The sequence below is a fragment of the Desulfovibrio legallii genome, assembly GCF_900102485.1.
Taxonomy (GTDB): domain Bacteria; phylum Desulfobacterota; class Desulfovibrionia; order Desulfovibrionales; family Desulfovibrionaceae; genus Desulfovibrio; species Desulfovibrio legallii_A.
Genome location: NZ_FNBX01000021.1, coordinates 1 through 18685, shown reverse-complemented (window position 1 = coordinate 18685; position 18685 = coordinate 1). Strand labels below are relative to the sequence as shown.

18 protein-coding genes are annotated in these 18685 nt (G+C 57.5%); 9 read left to right on the top strand and 9 right to left on the bottom strand.

All coding sequences use genetic code 11. The annotated features are described in order from the left end of the window. Positions 1 to 134: 134 nt before the first annotated feature. Positions 135 to 1421: a competence/damage-inducible protein A gene (locus BLS55_RS10650; RefSeq protein WP_092155039.1), complete on the bottom strand. Its 1287-nt coding sequence runs from the start codon at positions 1419 to 1421 to the stop codon at positions 135 to 137. Positions 1422 to 1673: 252 nt separating this feature from the next. Here BLS55_RS10650 and BLS55_RS10645 point away from each other — a divergent pair, with 252 nt between their 5' ends. From BLS55_RS10645 to BLS55_RS10630, 4 genes are all read left to right on the top strand, one after another. After that, complete coding sequence (locus BLS55_RS10645) at positions 1674 to 2963, top strand: O-acetylhomoserine aminocarboxypropyltransferase/cysteine synthase family protein (RefSeq protein ID WP_092155037.1); 1290 nt, start codon at positions 1674 to 1676, stop codon at positions 2961 to 2963. A gap of 130 nt (positions 2964 to 3093) precedes the next feature. Then, complete coding sequence (locus tag BLS55_RS10640) at positions 3094 to 3549, top strand: hypothetical protein (RefSeq protein ID WP_092155036.1); 456 nt, start codon at positions 3094 to 3096, stop codon at positions 3547 to 3549. 245 nt (positions 3550 to 3794) lie between these two features. Then, on the top strand, positions 3795 to 6218 hold the full coding sequence (locus BLS55_RS10635) for a ComEC/Rec2 family competence protein (protein WP_257243224.1): 2424 nt from the start codon (positions 3795 to 3797) through the stop codon (positions 6216 to 6218). A 251-nt stretch (positions 6219 to 6469) separates the two neighbouring features. Next, positions 6470 to 7306, top strand: coding sequence for a tyrosine-type recombinase/integrase (locus tag BLS55_RS10630; RefSeq protein ID WP_092155032.1), 837 nt, complete (start codon positions 6470 to 6472; stop codon positions 7304 to 7306). Between the two features lie 310 nt (positions 7307 to 7616). On the opposite strand, the gene BLS55_RS10625 is transcribed toward BLS55_RS10630, so the two are convergent. The 3 genes from BLS55_RS10625 to BLS55_RS10615 form a co-directional block, all read right to left on the bottom strand. After that, entirely contained in the window at positions 7617 to 8489 is an 873-nt protein-coding gene (locus BLS55_RS10625; protein ID WP_092155030.1) for a DNA adenine methylase, read from the bottom strand. A gap of 52 nt (positions 8490 to 8541) precedes the next feature. Then, complete coding sequence (locus BLS55_RS10620; protein WP_092155028.1) at positions 8542 to 9930, bottom strand: ParB/Srx family N-terminal domain-containing protein; 1389 nt, start codon at positions 9928 to 9930, stop codon at positions 8542 to 8544. Positions 9931 to 10075: 145 nt separating this feature from the next. Next, positions 10076 to 10297, bottom strand: a complete 222-nt coding sequence (locus BLS55_RS10615) for a helix-turn-helix domain-containing protein (protein ID WP_092155026.1) — start codon at positions 10295 to 10297, stop codon at positions 10076 to 10078. 217 nt (positions 10298 to 10514) lie between these two features. On the opposite strand from BLS55_RS10615, the gene BLS55_RS10610 reads away from it, so the two are divergent. The 4 genes from BLS55_RS10610 (at position 10515) to traI (ending at position 13811) form a co-directional block, all read left to right on the top strand. Further along, positions 10515 to 10778: a tyrosine-type recombinase/integrase gene (locus BLS55_RS10610; protein ID WP_257243223.1), complete on the top strand. Its 264-nt coding sequence runs from the start codon at positions 10515 to 10517 to the stop codon at positions 10776 to 10778. Between the two features lie 251 nt (positions 10779 to 11029). Continuing rightward, positions 11030 to 11935 (top strand): Rha family transcriptional regulator, encoded by a 906-nt coding sequence (locus BLS55_RS10605; protein ID WP_092155025.1) that lies wholly within the window; start codon positions 11030 to 11032, stop codon positions 11933 to 11935. Beyond that, positions 11935 to 12279, top strand: coding sequence for a plasmid mobilization protein (locus tag BLS55_RS10600; RefSeq protein WP_092155023.1), 345 nt, complete (start codon positions 11935 to 11937; stop codon positions 12277 to 12279). The genes BLS55_RS10605 and BLS55_RS10600 overlap by 1 nt, the downstream gene beginning before the upstream one ends. Further along, positions 12276 to 13811, top strand: a complete 1536-nt coding sequence (gene traI, locus BLS55_RS10595) for a TraI/MobA(P) family conjugative relaxase (RefSeq protein WP_092155021.1) — start codon at positions 12276 to 12278, stop codon at positions 13809 to 13811. The genes BLS55_RS10600 and traI overlap by 4 nt, the downstream gene beginning before the upstream one ends. Before the next feature lie 597 nt (positions 13812 to 14408). On the opposite strand, the gene BLS55_RS11945 is transcribed toward traI, so the two are convergent. The 4 genes from BLS55_RS11945 to topA form a co-directional block, all read right to left on the bottom strand. Then, positions 14409 to 14675 (bottom strand): hypothetical protein, encoded by a 267-nt coding sequence (locus BLS55_RS11945; RefSeq protein ID WP_143339552.1) that lies wholly within the window; start codon positions 14673 to 14675, stop codon positions 14409 to 14411. A 136-nt stretch (positions 14676 to 14811) separates the two neighbouring features. Then, positions 14812 to 15342 carry a phage tail protein gene (locus BLS55_RS10585; RefSeq protein WP_092155019.1) on the bottom strand — a complete coding sequence of 177 codons (531 nt, stop codon included), beginning with the start codon at positions 15340 to 15342 and terminating at the stop codon, positions 14812 to 14814. Positions 15343 to 15396: 54 nt separating this feature from the next. After that, positions 15397 to 16272, bottom strand: a complete 876-nt coding sequence (gene rdgC, locus BLS55_RS10580; RefSeq protein ID WP_092155017.1) for a recombination-associated protein RdgC — start codon at positions 16270 to 16272, stop codon at positions 15397 to 15399. An 8-nt stretch (positions 16273 to 16280) separates the two neighbouring features. Next, positions 16281 to 18428 carry a type I DNA topoisomerase gene (topA, locus tag BLS55_RS10575; RefSeq protein ID WP_092155015.1) on the bottom strand — a complete coding sequence of 716 codons (2148 nt, stop codon included), beginning with the start codon at positions 18426 to 18428 and terminating at the stop codon, positions 16281 to 16283. A gap of 2 nt (positions 18429 to 18430) precedes the next feature. Between topA and BLS55_RS12135 the strand changes: the two genes are divergently transcribed. Beyond that, on the top strand, positions 18431 to 18574 hold the full coding sequence (locus BLS55_RS12135) for a hypothetical protein (RefSeq protein ID WP_180365455.1): 144 nt from the start codon (positions 18431 to 18433) through the stop codon (positions 18572 to 18574). On the opposite strand, the gene BLS55_RS11940 is transcribed toward BLS55_RS12135, so the two are convergent. Further along, positions 18556 to 18685: transposase (locus BLS55_RS11940; protein ID WP_143339551.1), on the bottom strand; the 130-nt coding region annotated here is incomplete at its 5' end. The genes BLS55_RS12135 and BLS55_RS11940 overlap by 19 nt on opposite strands.

The following is an 18685-nucleotide window of genomic DNA, read 5'->3' as shown; positions in this document are numbered from 1 at the left end:
AGCCGCGCAGCTCTTGCCAAGGCGCCTTTCCCAGGGCAGCGCACTTCGGCGGGCAGCCACGCGGAGGCAGGATTGTGCTTCCGCGGCGGGCGTCTGTCTGCGCCGACGCCCCGGCATCCGCTGGGCAGAAGGCCCTATCCCACCGCCGTGCCGCCTTCCTCCAGGGCCCAGTCGCCTTCCACAGGCAGCCCCGTAAGGCGGCGGCGGAGCATGTCCAGGGCGTGGCTGGAGGCCAGCCGCCGGGTGCGCTCCCGCCCCAGATACCGTCCCTGCGCCCGCATGATCCGCAGCCAGACGTTTTGTCCGTCGCTCAGGGCCACATAGACGAGGCCCACGGGCTTGGCGGGCGTGCCGCCGTCCGGGCCGGCCACGCCGGTAATGCCCAGGCCGAAGTCCGTGCCGTAGTTGCGCCGCGCATGCTCCGCCATTGTGCGGGCCACTTCCGGGCTTACGGCCCCGTGGGCGCGCAGCATGGCCTCAGGCACGTCCAGAAGGCGCATCTTGGCTTCGTTGGCATAGGTCACAAGGCCGTAGCCGAAAACCTGCGAAGACCCCGGCCTGTCCGTGATCCTTTTGGCCAGCAGACCGCCGGTGCAGGATTCCGCCGTGGCCACGGTTTTGCCCTGGCGGGCCAGTTCCGCCACGACTACGGCCTCCAGGCTCTCCACATTGACGCCGTAGACCACAGGGCCCAGACGTCGCCGCACCTCGTCCACCGCGGGCAGGGCCAGGGCGCGGGCGGCCGCCGCGTCCGGCGCTTTGGCCGTTATCCGCACGAACATTTCGCAGTCGCCCGCATAGGTGGCTGCCGTGGGATTGGCTCCGTCCGTAAGCCCGGCAATGCGCAAAGCCGCCGCGCCCTCCCCCATGCCGAAGGTGCGGACCATAAAGGACGCAATAACCGCGCCGCCCCTGCCGGCCAGAAAGGGGACGACGCTTTCCTGCAGCATGGGCAGCAGTTCCGAGGGGGGGCCGGGCAGCATGAGCGCCCAGCGCCCTTCCCCCACGGGCACGGCGCAGCCGGGGGCCGTGCCCACGGCATTGGGGAAGGCCGTGGCCCCGCGCGGCAGCAAGGCCTGCTTGCGCTGATTGGCCGACATGGGGCGGCTGCCGAAATACTCCAGCAGGCGGGCCAGGCTGTCGGCGTCTTCTTCCAGCGGGACGCCCGCCACGCGGGCCACAGTTTCCTTGGTCAGATCGTCGTCCGTGGGGCCCAGGCCGCCGGTGGTGATAACGATTTCCGCGCGGGCGAGGGCCTCCCGCAGGGCTGCCTCCAGGCGCGGGGCGTTGTCCCCCAAGGTCTGAACCTGCAACAGGTCCACGCCCAGGGCGGAAAGCTCGCGCGCCACATGGGCCGCATCCGTATTAATGGTGTGCCCCAGCAAAAGCTCCGTGCCCACAGAGATAATTTCCGCCCGCATGCGCATCCCCCTGGCGCTGTTGTATCCGCAATACGCGCCCGGCAAAAAGATTCACGGCACAAACCCGTGCGTGCGGCTCCGCCCAAAAGCGCAGCCCCCGCACGCCGCCGTTGCCGATATTTTAACGCCGCCGCGCCGGAGCTGCAAGCGCGGCCCTGTAGAAACGTGCTTGACAGACCCTGGCGCGCTGGGGCACTATTTCTTATCTTTTTAGTAAGTAATAGCCGCCCGCGCGGCCATGAGGTATGCACCATGACTTCCAACACCCAGTGGCATTTTGAAACCCTGCAGGTTCACGCCGGGCAGGAAACCCCGGACCCGGCATCGGGCGCGCGCGCCGTGCCCGTCTACCAGACCACCTCTTACGTTTTTGCCGACTGCGCCCAGGCTGAGGCCCGCTTCAACCTTACAGAAGCGGGCAATATTTACAGCCGGCTGACCAACCCTACGGTGGACGCCTTTGAGCGCCGCGTGGCGGCCCTGGAAGGGGGCGTGGCCGCGCTGGCCACCGCCAGCGGCGCGGCGGCCGTAAGCTACGCCCTGCAGAACCTGGCCCGCGCCGGAGATCATCTGGTGGCGGCCAAAACCATCTACGGCGGCACGTACAGCCTTCTGGCCCACACGCTGCCCGCCTGGGGCGTCACAACCACCTTTGCGGATCCGGATAAGCCGGAAACCTTTGCGCAGGCTCTGCGGCCCAACACCAAGGCCATTTTTGTGGAAAGCATGGGCAACCCCCACAGCAACATCCCCGATCTGGAGGGCCTGGCCACCCTGGCGCACGCCCACGGCATCCCGCTGGTGGTGGACAATACCTTCGCCACGCCTTGGCTGCTGCGCCCCCTGGAGCACGGGGCGGACATTGTGGTGCATTCGGCCACCAAGTTTCTGGGCGGCCACGGCGCGGCTCTGGGCGGCGTCATTGTGGACGGCGGCCGGTTTGACTGGCAGGCCTCCGGGCGTTTCCCCCAGTTCTGCGAGCCGGATCCGGCCTACCACGGCCTGCAGTTTTGCGCCGCCGCCGGCCCGGCCGCCTTTGCGGTTCGGGCCAGGGCCATTCTGCTGCGCGACCTGGGGGCCTGTCTTGCGCCGCTGCACGCCTTTTTGCTTTTGCAAGGGCTGGAAACCCTCTCGCTGCGGGTGGAGCGACATGTAGAGAACGCCCTGGCAGTGGTGGATTTTCTGGCCGGGCATCCGCGTGTGGAGCGCGTCAACCACCCTTCCCGGTCGGAAAGCCCAAGCCATGACCGCTACCTGCGTTATTTCCCCAAGGGGGGCGGCTCCATCTTCACCTTTGAGATCAAAGGCGGCGCGGCAGCGGCCCGCGCCTGCATTGACCGGATGCGGATTTTTTCCCTGCTGGCCAACGTGGCGGACGCCAAATCCCTGGTCATCCATCCGGCTTCCACCACCCACGCTCAGATGTCGCCGACGGAACAGGCCGCGGCCGGCATCCTGCCCAATACTGTGCGTCTTTCCATCGGCATAGAACACAAGGACGACCTGATCGCAGATCTGGAGCAGGCCCTGCGCGGCGCGTGACAAGGCCGCGCCGGGGCATTGTGTTTTGTCGGCGCATTGCATACAAGAAGCCTGCCCTGCCGGGGCGGGCTTCTTGCCGTCCGGGGGGGGAGTTGCGCTCCAGGCTGTTTCTTTTGTGGGGGAAACGTCTATGGGTAAACGTCTCGCGGCCGTAATGCTTTTGCTGGCCCTGGCCGCGCCAGCCCTGGCCGAACAGGTGACCACCAGGTACTTCACCGCCGATATTCCGGAAAGCTGGCGGGTTGTCATGGCGCCTGCGGAAAGTCAGGGTGCCACCACCGCCATTTTTACCAATGCCGCCGGCACCACCACCGTGCGCTTTGTCATTGGCCCCAGCGGCGGAGCCGACGCCAAAACCATTGCGGCCCTGTTTGCGGATCAGTTTAAAGCGCCCCGGCCTCCAGTGGAGCGCAACGGGCAGTACAGCTTCACCTTTACGGAGCAGAAACTGCCCGGTCAGGCCTGGGTGGCTACTTCCGGCGACGTCTTCATGGTCACCACCTTCACCGGCGATCGAAAAACCGGCCTGGCCTTTGTGCGCCGTTACATCAAAAGTCAGGATTACGCGGATCTGCTGCCCCGCTAGGCCCGCTGTGAGCCCCAAGCGCACCCGATCGGCGCGGTGAGGCTGGTCCCGTCATGCGCCATCCCCCGCTGCAAGCCCCCTTGCTCTGGCAGAGCTTTCTGGTCGTCTGGACAGGGGGGCTTCTGGCGGCGGTATGGCCGCGGCAGGCTGCGTGTTGCCTTCTGGTCTTTCTCGCGGCTGACGCGCGGCTGTGGAGGCCTTTGCGCCTGGCCGCGGCAGCGCTCCTTTTTGCGACGGGCTTTTGCGTGGCCCATGTGCAACTCTACGGCGGCCTGCGGCCCCTTTGGGATGCCTCTACACCTGCGCCGTCCCCCTGGGCCCAGACCGCACCGCCTCCCCGCCTGTGCGGCAGAGTGCGGGAAGTGCAGGGCCTGCCCGACAATCGGCTGCGCCTGCTGCTTGGCGCTGTGCGGCCCGCCGCTCCGGCCCCTGCTGCGGCCGCCCCCTTGCCAGGCCTGACGGCCTGGACCTGGGAAGCGCCGCTTTGGACCCCCTTGCCGGGGCAGACCGTTTGCCTTACCCGGCGTCCTTTGCCCATGCAGGGCTTTCGCAATCCCGGCCTTGCCGATTGGGGCCTGTGGTGGGCGGCCCAGGGCGTCCGCTGGCGGCTGTGGAGCAAAGGGGCGGCGCACGAACCGGAGCTGTTGGGGGAGCCCTCTGCCTCGGCCCTCTGGCGCGAGAACCTGCGCAGGGATTTTTGCACCGCCCTGGGCCTGCCCCTCCCCGACCTCCCGCCACAGACAGGGCAAGCCGTCCGCAGACCGCAGCCGGAAGCCCCCTTGCCCGCCGTGGCCTTCCGCGCCGCTGCAGAACAATCCGCCGCAGAGGCCCAGGACGTTCCCCAGGGCAGGGCCATCCTCCTGGCCCTGCTTTTCGGCGACCGCCGTTATCTGACCCAGGCCACGCTCGACAATTTTTCCGCCGCCACACTGACGCACAGCCTGGCGCTTTCGGGGCAGCATCTGGCCGTGGCCGGGCTGGTAGGCCTGCTCTGCGTGCTGGCGGCCGCCCGCCTGCACCCCGGGCTCTACCTGCGCCGACCGCGCGCCGTGCTGGCGCTCTGGGCCAGCCTGCCGCCCGCCTTGGTCTACCTCTGGCTGGGCAATGCGCCGCCTTCGCTGCTTCGGGCCGCCGTCATGCTGCTGGCGCTGGCCTTCTGGCTGCTGCGCGGCCGCCTGTGCACAACGCTGGACGCGCTCTGCGCCGCCCTGCTCTGCATCACCCTGGCCGCGCCCTTGAGCGTGCTGGATACGGGGCTGCAACTTTCCGTTCTCTGTGTGGCCGCCATCGGTATGGGTCTGCCCTGGCTGCGCGTTCTTTTGCCGGAAGCCTCTGTAAAACCTGGGGCCGCGCGCTCAGGGAAGGCGCTGTTCTTACGGGCGGCGCGGCCGCTGGCGCAGGTTTTTCTTGTCTCACTGGGAATTCAGGCGGCCCTGTTGCCATTGAACATTCTGCTGTTCGGCAATGCGGGCCAGTGGTTCGCCTTGAACGTACTCTGGCTGCCTGTAGCGGACTTGCTGGTGCTGCCCGCCGCCGTTGCGGGGCTGGCGCTGGCCGCCCTGGGCTGGACGGACGCGGCGCGCCTGGTGCTGGAGCTGGCCGCGCTGCCCTGTACGGCGCTGGCGGATGGGCTGGACTGGCTGGCCCGCGCAGAGCTGCTGCAAAATCCCGCCCTGCTGCGGCCCCACTGGACGGCCCTGCCCGCCTTTGCCGCTCTGCTCACAGCTCTGGCCAGCAAGGCCGGGAGGCCCCGCTTGCCCCTTGCGGCTCAACGGTTGCTGGTTCTGGGCGCAGCGCTGCTCTGCGTGGGGCCGCTGCTGCGGCTGCAAGCCCGGACGAGCCCGGACATCAGCCTGCAGATGCTGGACGTAGGGCAAGGAGAAGCCCTGGCCCTGCGCCTGCCCGGGCACATCCGCCTGCTGCTGGACGGCGGCGGCAGCTTTTCGCCCCGCTTTGATCCGGGCAAGGCCCTGGTGACCCCCGCGCTCACGACCAACGATGCGCCGCGTCTGGCGGCCGTGTGCAACAGCCACCCCGATGTGGACCACATGGGCGGTCTTCTGCATGTCCTTAACGTTATGGACGTGCCGCTGCTGCTGGACAACGGCAGGGAACACAAAGGGGAACGCGGCGCGCGCTGGAGCGCCGTCCGGCAGGAATGCGGCGCGCGTGCGCTGGCCGATGGGGATGTGCTGCTGCTGGGCGATCCGGCCTTGCATCTGCGGCTGGAAATCCTGCATCCCCCGCGTGACGCGGCGGACGCGGCCGCTGTCTATTCCGGCAACGACGCCTCCGTGGTGGCCCGGCTCACTTGTGGTGGGCGCGGACTGGCCCTCTTTACCGGCGATGCGGAAAAGCCGGTACTGCGCCGCCTGCTGCGTTCCGGACGGGATTTGCGGGCGCAGGTGCTGGTAGCGCCGCACCACGGTTCGGACGGCAGCTTCCTGAGCGCCTTCTACAAGGCTGTGCAACCGCAGTTGGTTCTGGCCGCCTGCGGTTTTGAGAACCGCTACGGCTATCCGGGGCGTCGGCTGCGCGCCTGGCTGCAGGAGCGGAATATTCCGCTCCTGGATACAGGGCGCTATGGCGCCGTCCTGGTCAGCTGGCCCCGCCGGGGCGCGGCCTTTGCGCCGCCCCTGGCCGCTACGGCCGTGCCGTGGAAACGGTAATGGCCAGAAGGGGCCAATAGGGGCTCTACCTCAAAGACCGGGGCAGGCGGCAAATAGAATAAAATACCTTCACCCTGGAGCGCAACAGCTTTCCAGGGTGAAGGTATTTTACTCCAGCCAAAGAGGTGGAGGAGCTTTCTGGCGTCACCAACGGGATTTGAACCCGTCTTAGCGGCTTGAGAGGCCGCCATCGTTCCTCCAAAAGGCATTTTTAGATTTATGTCGATACGTTATGGCAAAGGAGGATCGACATGAAACTCAATGATGCCTTTGAATGTTATCGCAAATTTGTGCTTTCGACGCCAAAACAGCTTTCCACGGAGGTCGGGCGGTGGAATAACCATATCGCCCCTGTCCTCGGTCGGCTTCCCCTCGATAAAATCAAAAATTTGCAAATTGTGCAACTACGAAATTGCCTTGAAAGCAAAAATTTGAGCCCGCAGTCCGTAGCTCATTGTCTTTCCCTGCTTCGGCGTGTCATGCGTCGTGCCGTGGAGTGGGAGCTTTATCCTGGCCCTGTGCCGGTGTTCCGGATGCCTAAATTCGACAACCGCCGGTTGCGTTTCCTTTCGCCCGGCGAAGCGAAACTTCTTCTTGAAAACCTTCAGGCACGTTCCGAAGTCTGGCACGATGTCGGGCTTTTTGCCTTGAACACAGGGATGCGGGCCAGTGAAATTTATGCTCTGCAATCCTACCATGTCGATTTACAGCACAAGATTGCAAAGGCTGTCGACACAAAAAACAATCTCAATCGCTCTATCCCGCTTAATCCCCCGGCACTGCACGTAGCGGAAAAATACTTTGCCCCCAAATCTTCACAGTCATTAGCACAGGCTCAGACAAAATATTATATTTTTCAGGAAGCTGTCGAGGCGTGCGGCTTTAACCGTGGAGTAAATGACCGTCGAGAAAAAGTCTGCTTCCACACACTTAGGCACACATTTGCATCGTGGCTTGTACAAAACGGCACGCCGCTCGCTCTCGTCAGTCGTCTGCTTGGCCATAAGGACATCCGCATGACCATGCGTTATGCCCACCTAGCTCCCGATCAGGGGATGCAAGCAGTTTCCGTTCTTCCCCTAGTCTAATTTTTTATCTGGCCCCGCCGGGGCGCGGCCTTTGCACCGCCCTTGGTCACTGCGGCCGTGCCGCGGGCGCGGTAATGGCCAGAAGGGGCCCAGAGTAAAAAACAGGGACGCTTTTTGTGCCGGACGCCTGAATGCTGTGCGGTCCAGAAGAGTATTCATGATCAGGGGGAGCCCTCAGGGGGATTACCGGCTAAATTCAATTTTTAAGGACCGACTAAATAAAGAAGCGCGGCAGTGGATTACTGCCGCGCTTCTTTTATATATCAAATTTTCAATACATTAAGGAAAACTAATTGTAGGCATAAATTTATCAGATAGCTATTCTCGTTAAATCAGCTTTACGGGTATATGGCTGGCATGGAATATTAATGTTACTAAAAAACATAATTTCTTTTCCGCGTGGTCGTTCCATATTTGCATAGTATGAAATATCAAATTCTACGCTATTTTCACCATCATATAAATCTTTAATCTCTTCGATATTGTCATATGTGACAATCCATGGATGACTAGAGCTTTTGATGAACTGGGCAAGTGCTCTATGGTCTTCTGGTGTATAAAAGTTTTGGTATAACATTTTCCCCTTAGCATAATAAGGTGGGTCAAAATATACCAATGTCTTGTCATCAAATGTAGGACTTAATTCCTGCATTAGTTGCAGAGCGTCTTTGTTGTAAAGTTTAATTCTGCATTTGTACTTTGCAATTAGCTGTATTCTTGAAATAAGATTGTTTTTGTTAAATCTTGCATCTATTTTAAAATTGCCAGTCTGATTTTTTCCACCAATTACACCACCGCAAAGAATACCAGAGCGATTTGTCCTGTTCAGGAAAAAAGTTGCAAAACCAAGTTCCTCGATGGAGTAATTTTCGAAATTCGTATAAATTTCTTTTTGCTTATGCCATGTTTCCATGTCAACGCGGCAGTCTCGTATCTTCTGGCACAACCCATCAGTATTGTTGAGGGCGCACCACCAAAAAGCAAACACACGCTTATCAATGTCGTTGATGACGATGTTCCAAGCGTATCCTTCCAGTAAAAGCTTCAAGGCTACGGCAGCACCGCCTGCATACGGTTCAACGTATGTGCCGTCGCTCAAATTGTTGGCGGTGTATATGTCTTGAATGAATGGGGCAAGTTTACCCTTGCCGCCGGGGTACCGTAGCGGTGTGTAAAATGCCATTGGGGCTTCCTCCAGTCCCAAAAAACTACCACAGCGGTCTAATTCTGGCCAGCTATTTTGTCCAACAAAGTTTGATGAATTTTTCAATATTATCCCAAAATATACATAGACTTTGGGGATCTGGCGAGTAATGAGAATGGTGCACCCACGCATTCAGTGTGTGTGCTGAAAATATGTCATCACTTTGGCTAATCTTGGACAAATCTTCGAATTCTTTTTTATTTATCTTGCTGTCATCTAATAGGTTTTCTGCAATTCTAATGGCCTTAACGTATAGCATATCTTTGCCTTTTGGAATAACCAGTGAATGATTTGTTATGTAATTATCAATTGAAAATTCGATTAGCAGTCGTAGTAATACCGCAGCACCGTTGGGGGCCTTTTTGACTCCAATTCCATGGGATAACTCATGAGCGATATTTGACGCCTTTGTGGCAGACTTAGGTATTCCCAGGCGACAACGCTTGGGAATCAGCCATTTTCTATCCCATGAGGGATTTCTAGCCGGGCAGACAGCGCTGTCTGGTGTCTGCAATGGCTTACTTGGCTTAGCAGCTTCGTTCGGTTCAGTTGTGCTAGGTGGTTTGCCTTGCTCTGATGCGCTTTGATTTGAGCTGGATCCATCTTCACTGCTTAATGCTAGCTGAGGTTTGGCGACCCCTCTAGCAAAAAGTTCATTAATGTACTCGAGTCTGTCTTTGGCTGTAAAAATTTTAAGGGTAGTGCTTCCACGTTCTGTAAAGTCGTAAAATATTTCGGTGAGTATGTTTGCAACTGATTTTTCGTCTGCATTAAACGAAAGTGTTTCATTTTCCCATTTTATTCCAATAAGGTCTCGAACTTCTTTGTCTTGGAAAAGACGTTGAAAGATTGTGATTTTGGCTTTATCAATGTCAGAAATTCCTATATTTTTGAGATATGCTAATACTGATCTTGCAACATTATTTTGAAGCTTTATCCCCTTATATTCATTGAGATTATCTTTCTCATTTGATCCCCATTTGATTTGCCCAATGCCGCCCTGAAAACCAAGGTGGGAAAGTTCCATAAATGAAAGTGCTGTCTCTTCATCTGTGAGATAGCAGCTTATAGAGTCGCTAATTTTAGTGTTTGCATTTTCTGAAAGAGCTGAAAATGTTGCCCTATAATTATCCGGTGCTTCAGCAGGATTATTTAAAAGCTTGAGGGCGGTGACTCTTCTGTTTCCGTCTTTTACAGTAAATCCACCTTTCTCATTTTTTACAACCACTATGGGATTCGGTGATAGCCCACGGTCAGCGATATCTTTTGCAAGAGATATAATATGTTCTGCTCTTTTATCTACAAACATCAATCCAATGCATTCACGTTGACTTGCAGCTGTGCCAATACGGAAATTATTTGTATCAAGCTGAATGTTTGAAACAGGAATATTGGACAAGAATTCAAATTTATCTCTCATGCTCGTCACTCCTATTTGTCATCAAAAATTATTTTATTTGTGTAATGAACTCCTAGCATGGATAAGTAAGATATGCAATTGCCTATGATTTCGCAACCAATGCCTCAGACTAGTTTTTGTTTTAAGCATAGCTCTCTGATTTTATTTAATTCGTCACTGCCTGCTTCGTCAAATACCCCTCAAGGCTACGCACGGTAATCTGCAAGCCCTTGCGGCTGCCGATGCTGAAAGCCTTGAGGTGTCCGGCTTCAATCAGCTTGTAGACCCACGAACGTGAGCAGCTCAGCATTTCCGCAGCACGCATCACATTCACGCGCGCGCCATCTGCGGCGCGGTCATAGGGCAAGTTTACTCTTTGTCTGGACATGATCAGCTCCTAAAAATCTGAGCTCCGGCGCAAGAAGCCCGGGCGGTGGGATGCGGGCCAATGAAATTTATGCTCTGCAATCCTACCATGTCGATTTACAGCACAATATTGCAAAGGCTGTCGACACAAAAAACAATCTTAGTCGATCTATCTCTCACTCAATCCACCAGCGCTGCGTATAGCGGAAAAATACTTTGCCCCAAGATCTTCATGTTCATTGGCGCAGGCCCAGACCAAATACTACATGTTTCAAGAAGCTGTTGAGGCCTGCGGTTTTAATCATGGAGTAAACGACCGCCGAGAAAAAGTCTGCTTTCATACGCTTCGCCACACGTTCGCATCGTGGCTTGTTCAGAACGGCACGCCGCTCGCGCTCGTGAGCCGTCTGCTTGGTCATAAAGACATCCGCATGACCATGCGCTATGCCCACCTCGCTCCTGATCAGGGGATGCAGGCCGTCTCCGTTCTTCCGCTACTCTAATCATTATATAACTCATCGCAATAACACATTTTTTGCAACATTCATCAATTACATTCTATGACATTCTATGACATTCTATGAAATATGTAATAGATTGTTGTAAAATTACATGAGTATGCTATAGCTGAAAACAAAACAAAGAGGGCAGGACAGGTAAAGTGGTACCACACTTTACGTCCTGCCCCCTCAATCGCCGGGGGTGGCTTGCTTATTCGCCTTCGGCTCAACGCTAAAAAACAAAGGAGAAAGCAATGGAAGGCAGTCAGAACAACACGCAGGCAATCTCCACTCAACCATTTGAAAATATTGTGCAGATTGATGATGACGAAATGTTTACCACGTCGCTGATCATCGCTGAGGCGTTCGAGAAAGAGCACAAAAACGTGCTTCAGGCCATTGAAAATCTGGAGTGCTCACCAGAGTTCCATCGGCTCAATTTTCAGCCAATGGTCTATGAGGCGGAAATCGGCAGTGGAGCTAAACGTGAATTCCCTGCCTACCGTCTGACCCGCGACGGCTTCGCTTTTCTGGCCATGGGCTTTACCGGCAAAAAGGCGGCGGCATGGAAAGAGAAGTTCCTGGAGGCTTTCAATGCAATGGAGGTAGCATTGCTGAAGAGGCAGGAAGTCACGGAGTCTGCTGGCCCCGATTTTCAAAAAATTCAGGATGCAAAGCCCGCACAGTGGACTCTGTTCTCTGCTGGAAAAAAGCTCACTGTCCGGCAAATAGAGGCTCTCAAGGGGCTGATTCGCATGGTGGCCTATGTCGAAAAGACAGCAGAAGAGAATGTGGTGCAAGATTTGCTCGTGGCCATGCAAGCCAGGAGGCTGGAAGACCTGCAGAAGGATTCCTTTTATGCAGCTTTTACTTTTCTCTGGAAGAAAATATTTGTCATCCGGAACGATGTCGATGCGGCGGACAGGAAAGTGGCGGAGGCTCCCGACGGCATTGCCGTCATTTCCGGTTTGCTTGATTTATGGGCGTATATCAGTCTTGATTACTCGAAGCAGGCCGTTACTAACTACGTCTGCAATTCCTGCAACATCAGCAACCTGGAAGAAATAACTACGGAGACAGCCGTAACTAAAGCGATTTTTGCTGTTTTTCGCGGAATAGTCGGGAGAACTATTTCTCCTGACAGGATGAGGTTCATTTAATGACGCCAGACAAGGCAGCCAAGGCAGCAAGGCCCAAGCGGACTTGCATACTGAAGTCATATGTCACGGCGGGAGAGTTCGCTCTTATTATGGAGTTCAGCAACCGGGCCGGGCTGACACTTTCAGAGTTTACCAGGCGCGTGTGTCTGGGCTGCAGGGTGGAGAGCCGCGAAGACCAGCAGGCCCGAAGAGAGCTGCTGAAGGTCAACGCCGACCTTGGACGGCTGGGCGGTCTGCTGAAGCAAAGTTTGGCGGCGGGCGGCAGCAGGGAGCAGATACACAGCCTGCTCCACCGGCTGGATCAGCTTCAAGCAAGTCTGAAAGCAAAAATTCGCGCGCTATGATCAGCAAACGCATCCACTGTCAGGCCGGGAACGACAATTACGGTCGTCTTGCCAGCTACATCGCCGATGCCAGCCATCAGGGCGAGAAATCTCTGGTTAGCTGGTGCGCCGGTTGTTGGGCAGGGGATGATTACGAACTGGCCATGCAGGAAGTGGCCGACACCCAGGCACTTAACACCCGCAGCCAGGGCGTCAAAACCTATCACCTGGTTGTCAGCTTCCGCCCGGAGGATGAAGGCGTCCTCACGCCGGAAAAGTTCAAGGCCATTGAAGAGCGCTTCGCCGAAGCCCTTGGGCTTGCCGACCATCAGCGCCACTGCGGCGTCCACGTCAACACTGACAACATCCATATGCATGTCGCCTACAACCTCATCCACCCTGAAAAGCTGACGCGGGTGGAGCCTTGGCGCGATTACATCAAACGCGACAAACTGTGCCGTGAGCTGGAGCAGGAATACGGCCTGGTCATCGACCCAGGGCGCGAGCAGGCCCAGGAGCAGACGCTGGGCGACAGGGCCGCATCTGTGGAGGCGCATTCCGGTCGGCAGTCCTTTGAAGGCTTTTCCCAGGAACAAGGAGAGAGCATCTTGGCTGCACTAGAGACCGCTCGTTCGTGGGAAGACGTGCACCAGGCTTTTGCCCGCCACGGACTTGAGCTGAAGCCGCGAGGGGCCGGACTCGTGATAAAAAACCGGCACGGCCGCCAGATGACCAAGGCCAGCGCCGTGCATAGGGATTTGTCCCTGAAAAAGCTGGAGGCGCGGTTCGGGGCATTCCGCCCACCCCATGGCAAGATGCCGGAAAGTGAGCAACATTATGGCGCTGCCCCACTGCAGAAAGCGCCCAACCGGAACAGGCTGTGGGAAGAATTTCAAGAACAGCGGCTGGTCCAGAAGATGGCCGTGGATGAAATACGCCAGAAGTGGGAGCGGAAGCGCACAGAATTGCAACGCAGACCCATCGCGCGCAGGACACGCGCCAACCTCATGAAAATGGCCCGCCAGTATGAGGCCGAAGAAGTACATGCGGCGCGTATGGCGCGAGGAACAGGGAACTGGCTTGATTTTTTGCGCCAGAAAGCCGCCCAGGGCGATGAAACAGCGCTGGCCGTCCTGCGGTCCAGGAAAGAAAAAACAACGCCGGAGGTTCTGCCTAGGCGCATGAAAGACCGTGCGGCATACTTGGCTAGGAAAACGGCCATCCTGGAAAACGCAGAACTTTCCGGCAGAACGAAAAACAGGCTCATCGGCATTGCCCTGATGGAGAGCCTAGTCCCAGGCTCCACCTCGAAAATCACCAAGCACGGCAGCATCGTCTTTACCTTGCCTGGTGGAAGGAAAATCTGCGATACGGGGAAGCATATCAGCTTCAGTCCCGATGCCAGGAACGAGGGTTTGGCCTATGCGGCCGCCAGGTGGGGCATCAGGCAGAGCGAACTGACCAAGCTGGACGGGAATAGCATTGAACGACCCCAATTCCGCCAGCAGCGGCAGCAAGAGCCAAACCGGGGGCAGAGCAATTTAATAGCCTAGTCGCGACTACCGCACCTCACATGGCCACTTAACTTTGTGCATGCGCCCTCTATTAAATCCAAAAAATCTTTCGCATCCGAGAAGTAGCTGCGGAAAGCTAACTGTATTTCCTCATTAGTGTCCGCTTTCACAAGGACAATATCTTTATCTGGAAATTGTTTTTCAAGTTCAAATAAATACCTCAGAGCTTCTGTCGAGTCTCTATAACTTTTTATCTCTAAATTTTTATCAGAAGAAAATATTAATATAATATTTTTTTTATTTGTAACTTCATTTCTTGCTTGATTCGGATCAAATACCGTACAGCACGATTCATTGGGCGTGTTTCCACGCCTCCTTCGTCGTCTGTTTTCGATGAGTGCCCGCTACCTGGTCCCATACGCGAAACATCATTATCGTTGCCCTCGCCCAGACCCACCGCCATTGATATGTATGGTGATGGGCCTGTATCTCATAGTGCTGGTATTCACCTAGCGCTGCGCTGTTCCCCCCCAGGCCGCGCAAAAAAAGTCCTCGCAGATCGGGCACGGCGGAGCCGAAGATCGGACTCAAAAGCGCGGACAGTTCCGGGTACGCGCGGGAGGGCTGCGAGAGGGGCTACGGGAGCGCGCGGACGAGATACCGCACGGCCATGTTTACCGGACGGTTTTCGTTGGCTGTGGGGAGGACACGAACGGAATCAATGTAATTATAAGCAGTAGAAAAATGAGCTGCACCCATAACCCAATATCCAGAATTCTCGCCGCCATAAACTATGCCACCAGATCCTGCGTTAATTGATGGTCCAATCATGCCGGTAAATCTTCTATTTCCATCCCCCTGCACTTGGCCGAGCTCACCGGAACTGTGCAGGGTCTCGGTCACGCCAACTTTCGTGCCGTTGTTCTGGGTGTGGGACTGAGAGCCGTGCCCGCGCAAAAAAAGTCCTCGCAGATCGGGCACGACGGAGCCTACAAGCGCAAACAGTTCCGGGTACGCGCTGGCGGGCGCGCCAGGGCGTTCATGGCCGGGCCCGGACGAGGTAGCGCACGGCCATGTTCACAGGGCGTGTTTCTGTGCCTCCTTCATAGTTTGTAAAAAGAGCAACCCCTGGGCCTGTCCCAGGAAAACCTGGCCCACCAGCATAGCTTGTTGCTGCAGGATATTTAATTCTATGACGATGCGATTGAATCATCATATCTTGAACCTCCAACAGGCCTGCCGAGTTTCCTCCCAGGCCCCTGAGGAATAGTCCTCGCAGATCGGGCACGGCGGAGCCTACAAGCGCGGACAGTTCCGGGTAAACTGACGCTGAGATACTTTGTCCATTACATTCCAGCCAGTTATATGTGCCGTCCGAATTTTGCCAATCAGACGGATTTTGGGCCACCGGCCAAGAGATTATCGTGCCGACAGGGATGCTGCTCGTCCCATTTGCTTTGACCGTCACAAGAGTCGGGTCGAAACTGGTGGCGTCCGCGCCGTGGACCGGCGCGCAGAAGATTGGCAGCAAAAAAAGCCAGAAAAACAGCGGCGCAATGCGACGGAGCATGATGCCCTCCAGGAAAAAGACAGGGCCGGCCGGTTCCGCCGGCCGGCCCTTGGGTTATTTGCTCAGGGCTTCAACGATGCTGGCCACCTGCGCGCAAGTATCGGCTTTAAGCAGGAATGTGGCGTCTTCATCGCCCTTTTCGCCCTTGGGCAGCTTCAGGCCAGTGATGGCCAAGTCCCCTGACAAGGTGAAAAACGTTTCCTCGCCATCCTTCCGGGTCGCCAGGGCCATTTTCGTAATCCGCAGTCCTTCCTCCAGGGCCGTGGCCACGGCGCTTTCATTGTTGACAACGGCGACCTGGGCAGCGTCCTCAGCCTGCTCCGGCGTAGCCAGCGTCACAGAGCAGCCGTTGGCGCAGACCTCTGTGCCGTCAAGGGTAGCACTTTCGCGGAAAAGACCAGCGAAGACGTCAGCCATATCCGCCTGCGGGAAGAGTTGCGTCGGCATAACCCCGAAGGTCTGCTGGAACAGTTCCAGCAGACTGGTCAGGACGCTTTCCGAGGTCGTGGCCACATACAGGCGTTTTGCGTCCACATCCAGAATGCAGTCGGCGAGGGACGGAATGTAATCCGCTTTTGCCGTGACTGCGGCCGTGATGCTCTCCTTTAACTCTTTTTTGCGGTTGCGCGGCACCCTGCCCTCATTAGCGGCCGCTTCTTCTTTGAGGGCTTCAGCCAGGCGAATTTTGATAGCCGCGCCGGAAGGCTTGCGCTCGTCTATCCGCAAAGAAAAGGCCATAAACTGCCCATGGTCTATGCCGAAGCTGAAATCCAGATCCAGCGGATCGCCGAGGCCAACCCAGCCGATACGTTTGCCGTCAGGCCTAGGCGTTGGTGTAAACACATGTTGCCGCACATTATCTGCGTCGGGTGCGACGACCTGCGCTGCAAAGATTTTCAGAGCCGTGGTGGAAGTCATAAAACCGGACATTCTTGCTCCTATTTGTTTTTGGGTGGGTTTTCATAATCGGGGGCACCGTCATCGGTCGCCCAGTACCGCTGTTTGCACTTCGGGTAACCGGAGCATCCATACCAGACGCCACCGTTTTTTGTAGGCCGGGCAATGAGCGGCTTACCGCATTTTTTGCACTTATACTCAGACGGCGCAGGGCGTTCGTGCGCCGCGGGCCTGCCCTCCCGGTTGTCGTATTTCGCCCCGCATTCTTTGCTGGAGCAGACGAAAAAATCATATGTCCCGGAGCCATCCCGCCTTGTGCCTTTCAGGTGTTCCAGGGGGCGTCCGCATTTCTCACATCTGAAGTCCGTCTGCTCTGCAGCCGCCTTCTCACGCCTGGGGCCGGGACGGCCGTTGTCGTCGGCGAAAGTGGCCCCGCAGGCCTTGCAGCCCCAGAAATTCCAGCCTTTTTCCCTGGAGTAGATATGACGGAACTGCTCCCGATCACCGCAGGCCGGACAAGGGACGGCATGCCCCTGGACGAATTTGTCCAGCTCTTCCATGAGCTGGGCATGAAACGCACCGACGCACTCCACATAGCTGACTTTGCCGTCGGCCACGTCATCAAGACGTTCCTCCATGTGACTGGTAAAATCCAGGTTCAAAAAGCCGAATGAGCCCACCAGGGCGTCCACCAACTGTTCCCCGCGCGGCGTGGGCACGAGAAAGCCTTTTTCTTCTTTCACATAGGTGCGTGATATGATGTTTTCAATGATGGCGGCATAGGTGGCCGGGCGGCCGATGCCACGCCTTTCCATCTCACGGACCAACGAGGATTCGGAAAAGCGGGAGGCAGGTTTTGTCTTTTTCGTCTTCACTTCGCCCCGGATAGCCGTAGCCTGGCATCCGGCCTTGAGGTCCGGCACGGCGTTGTCAGGCTCCGCCTCTTCCGCATCGGCCAAGGAAGCGTCAGCAGCCATGACTACCTTCCAGCCCTGTTCCCGAAGCGTTTTGCCTTTGGCCTCGAACACGGCCTTTTTGCCGTCCACGTCGCCAGCGAGCCGGGCCACGCGCACGTCAAAGACGGCATCCGCGATCTGGCTGGCCAGAGTCCGAATGCGGATCAGCCGGTACAGGGCTTTTTCCTCTTCCGTTTCTCCGGCCTCTTCCATGTCCACATGCGTGGGGCGGATGGCCTCATGGGCCTCCTGCGCGCCGGCCTTGCTCTTCCAGGTGCGCGGTTTGGCCGGCAGGGGCCAGCCCTGGGCGTCGCAATACGCCCGGATCTCGGCAATGGCGCTGACGCTCAAGTTGGGGCTGTCCGTGCGCATGTAGGTGATATGCCCGGCCTCATAGAGCTTCTGCGCCAGCTCCATCGTCTTCTTGGGTTTGAACTTCAGCGCATTGCTGGCCGCCTGCTGCATGGAGGACGTGGTAAAAGGCGCGGGCGGGGCCGCGCGGCTTTCCTTCTCTTCGCAAGAGAGAATGTCCAGGGTCCGCAAAGCCGCGATTTTTTCGGCCGCGGACTTGTCCAGAAAATACTCCTGGCCTTCCTCCAGCCAGCCTTCCCTGGGCAGCCAGGCCGCCTTCCAGCCGTCGGAGATATTTTCCACGGCCTCAAACAGCAGCTCCACACCGAAATGCGTGGTGGAGACAAAGGACCGGATGGCCCGTTCCCGCTCCACCACGAGCCGTACAGCCGGACTTTGCACTCGCCCGGCGGACATTTTTTCTTCCCGCACCGCCCGGCCCAGCGGCCCGGAAACCTTGTAGCCGCACAAACGGTCAAGAGCCCGGCGCGCTTCCTGGGCGTGGACGAGGTTCATGTCAATGCCGCGCGGGCTGGCCAGCCCGCTGCGGACATCCTGGGGCGTAATGGCAGTGTAGGTCACGCGCTTATAGGCATTCAGCCCCAGGGCGTCCTTCAGGTGCCAGGCGATCGCCTCCCCTTCCCGGTCCGGGTCAGAGGCCAGAAAGACCTCGTCCGCGGTTCTGGTCAGGGCGGCCAGTTTTTTCAGGACGTCGGGCTTGGTTTCAGCATACCGCAGCGCGAAATCCGGCGGCTCCAGACCATAGCCCTGATTCGGCAGATCCCGGACATGGCCGCAGCTGGCGGCAACGCGCCAGTCCGCGCCCAAAATGCTTTGCAGCTTTTTGATCTTGCCGGGGCTTTCCACAATCAGCAATTTCATCTGTGCAGCTCCTTCTCCTGCCTGCGGTCCTTGCCGCCGACCTGCCGACGGACGGCATCAAGCCCACGCGCCTTGTGCAGATCGTTAAAATCCGTGGTTCTTCCGGGTTTTCCGTGGGTAACCCCTGTCAGGAACTGGCCGGGTAGAGGTTTAGACCGCCACAGAAGAAGTAGATGGCTGTCTTGAAATGCTCCCGGTTCCTATAACCGCAAGCCTTCCTCTTGATGGCCATGATCTTGCTGTTGAGGCCCTCGGCC